The organism is Pseudomonas sp. NPDC086112, from assembly GCF_044746425.1.
Lineage (GTDB): Bacteria > Pseudomonadota > Gammaproteobacteria > Pseudomonadales > Pseudomonadaceae > Aquipseudomonas.
Map to the genome: position 1 here is coordinate 1,282 of NZ_JBIVCD010000083.1, position 2,874 is coordinate 4,155.

General features: G+C 59.8%; 2 protein-coding genes. Both read right to left on the reverse strand.

Features of this window, described 5'->3' with window-relative positions; all coding sequences use genetic code 11:
* Positions 1 to 95 precede the first annotated feature (95 nt).
* Positions 96 to 1,490, reverse strand: coding sequence for a Si-specific NAD(P)(+) transhydrogenase (gene sthA / locus ACIPLA_RS27935; RefSeq protein ID WP_008073074.1), 1,395 nt, complete (start codon positions 1,488 to 1,490; stop codon positions 96 to 98).
* Between the two features lie 206 nt (positions 1,491 to 1,696).
* The gene (locus ACIPLA_RS27940; protein WP_225603242.1) at positions 1,697 to 2,641 is read right to left on the reverse strand and encodes an FAD:protein FMN transferase; all 945 of its coding nucleotides are present in this window, start codon (positions 2,639 to 2,641) and stop codon (positions 1,697 to 1,699) included.
* Positions 2,642 to 2,874 lie beyond the last annotated feature (233 nt).

Consider the following 2,874-nt stretch of genomic DNA (forward strand, 5'->3'; position numbering starts at 1 on the left):
GCCTGATTACAGACTTTCCCGGTTTGGCCACTGCCACGCTCGAGAATTGCTGAAATCGGTCTCCCCGGCCGGCTCAGGCCACCGGCCGGAGCCGCTCAAAAAAGCCGGTTGAGGCCATCGTACGCCGCTACCCGATAGGCTTCAGCCATGGTCGGGTAGTTGAACGTCGTGTTGACGAAGTACTTCAGGGTGTTCTGTTCGCCCGGCTGGCTCATGATCGCCTGACCGATGTGCACGATCTCCGACGCCTGATAACCGAAGCAGTGAACGCCCAGCACTTCCAGGGTATCGCGGTGGAACAGGATCTTCAGCATGCCTTGCGGTTCGCCGGCAATCTGCGCACGCGCCATGCCCTTGAAGAACGCCTTGCCCACTTCGTACGGCACCTTGGCCTGAGTCAGCTCCTGCTCGTTCTTGCCGATCGAGCTGATCTCCGGAATGGTGTAGATGCCGGTTGGCACATCGTTGACGAAGCGCCAGCTGCCATTGTCGACAATACTGCCAGCGGCCGAACGGCCCTGGTCGTGCGCAGCACTGGCCAGGCTCGGCCAACCGATCACGTCACCGGCGCCGTAAATATTCGGCACGCAGGTGCGGTAGTTTTCGTCGACTTCGATCTGGCCACGGCTGTTGACTTTCACGCCGATATTTTCCAGACCCAGCTGATCGGTGTTGCCGGTACGACCGTTGCACCAGAGCAAGGCATCGGCCTTGATCTTCTTGCCGGACTTCAGGTGCAGGATCACGCCGTTGTCCACGCCTTCGACGCGGTCGTAATCTTCGTTGTGGCGAACCGTGATGTTGTTATTGCTGAAGTGGTAACTCAGCGCCTGGGAAATTTCCGAGTCGAGGAAGCTCAGCAACTGACCGCGGTTGTCCACCAACTCGACCAGCACACCCAGACCACTGAAGATCGAGGCGTATTCGCAACCGATCACACCAGCGCCGTAAACGATGAGTTTGCGCGGGGTATGGCCGAGGCTGAGGATGGTGTCGCTATCGTAGATACGCGGGTGATGGAAATCGATGTCCGCCGGGCGATAAGGACGCGAGCCGGTGGCGATGATGATGTGCTTGGCCACCAGTTTTTCGACCACGCCGTTGGCGCAGACCACTTCAATGGTTTGCTCGTCAGCGAAGCTGCCGGTGCCGAAGAACACGTCGACACGGTTACGGGCGTAGTAACCGGTGCGCGAGGCGACTTGTTTGGAGATGACTTTTTCGGCGCTTTTCAAAACGTCCGGGAACGAGAACCAGCGCGGCTCACCAATGGCCCGGAACATCGGGTTGGTGTTGAACTGCATGATCTGCCGGACCGAGTGACGCAAGGCCTTGGACGGGATGGTGCCCAGGTGGGTGCAGTTGCCGCCGACCTGGCGACGGCTATCGACCATCGCCACCTTGCGCCCTGCTTTGGCGGCATTCATTGCCGCGCCTTCTCCGGCCGGGCCGGAACCCAACACCACCACGTCGTAGTTGTAGACAGCCATGCATACTCCTCAGAACAGGCCGCGGCGCCCTCGGCACCTGCGGCTAAATCACGCCGATCTGCGGCGTGAAGGAACAATTTGGGGCCAGTGCAGAACCCGGACACAGTCTATAGAAGCGTCAACGCCGGGCACATTAACCCTTGGTCGCGTCGTAGGCTAGTTTTGCCTGCACTACAACGCCATCAAAAACGCTTTTGATGCCGTAATCACTTGGTTTTCTCACCCACCAGGCGCTCAAAAGCCTGATTGGTGCGTGTGACGAAACCTGTATCGGCACGAATCACAAAGAATGCACCAATGTCATGGGTTTGGGCATAGTCCCAACCCCGTTCAGGACCGAGAATCAGCAACAGCGTCGATAGGCCATCGGCCATTAACGCTGAAGGATGAATCACTGTGACTGACGCCAGGGTGTGTAGGACCGGAGCTCCGGTACGGGCATCGAAGGTGTGGGAATAGCGCTGGCCACCCTGCTCGAAATAATTACGGTAGTCACCGGAGGTGGACACGCCATAGCCGTCGATGGCGATGACTTTTTGCGCGACTTGCTGATCGTCTCGGGGTTCTTCCAGGGCGATGCGCCAAGGCGAGCCATCGAGTTTTTTGCCGGCAGCCTTGAGTTCGCCAGTGACTTCAGTCAGGTAACTGTGGATACCCATTGCTTCGAGTTTCGCGGCAATCGTATCGACCGCGTAACCGGCAGCGATGCTGTTGAAGTCGAGCTCGACTGCCACGTCCTTGCACAACTGATCACCGTCGATGCGCAAGTGGCTGTGGCCGACGCGTTGCTGCACCTCGGCGAGCGCCTCGGCACTCGGCACTTTTTCCTCTCGCGCTTGCGGCCCGAACCCCCAGAGGTTGAGCAGCGGCTCCACCGTCAGGTCGAAGGAGCCATCGCTTAGCGAAGACAGTCGCTCGCCGACGCGGACCAGTTCGAGGATTGGCGCGGGCATTGTCTGACAGCGGTTAGCGGGCAAATTATTGAAGCGTTCAATGTCGGAGTCGCTGCGATAGGTCGACATTTGCTGATCGATTTCAGCGAGGATTTTTTCGACCTGGATGCGGACTTCCGCCGGAGCGGGAAGATGGGCACGGCGCACGTACTTGATCGAATAGCTGCTGCCCATGGTCGGGCCGCTGAAACTCTCCATCGAATCGCTATTGCCACAGCCGGTTAAGGCGCCTATCAGGACAACAACACTGCACCATCGCCATTTCAACAAACCCTGCCCCTCCTTGAAACCACGCCAAGACCGGCCATTATGCACCACCCCTTGTAGGAGCGCGGGGGGGGGGGGGCCGGGCGGGGGGGGGGGGGGCCCGGGGGGGGGGGGGGGCCCCCCCCCCCCCCCCCCCCCCACCACAAAAAAACCCCCCCCCCACC

Bases quoted from the DNA above. Each gene is read 5' to 3' on its own strand.
- sthA (WP_008073074.1), bottom strand. From the start codon at position 1,490: ATGGCTGTCTACAACTACGACGTGGTGGTGTTGGGTTCCGGCCCGGCC.
- ACIPLA_RS27940 (WP_225603242.1), bottom strand. From the start codon at position 2,641: ATGGAGAGTTTCAGCGGCCCGACCATGGGCAGCAGCTATTCGATCAAG.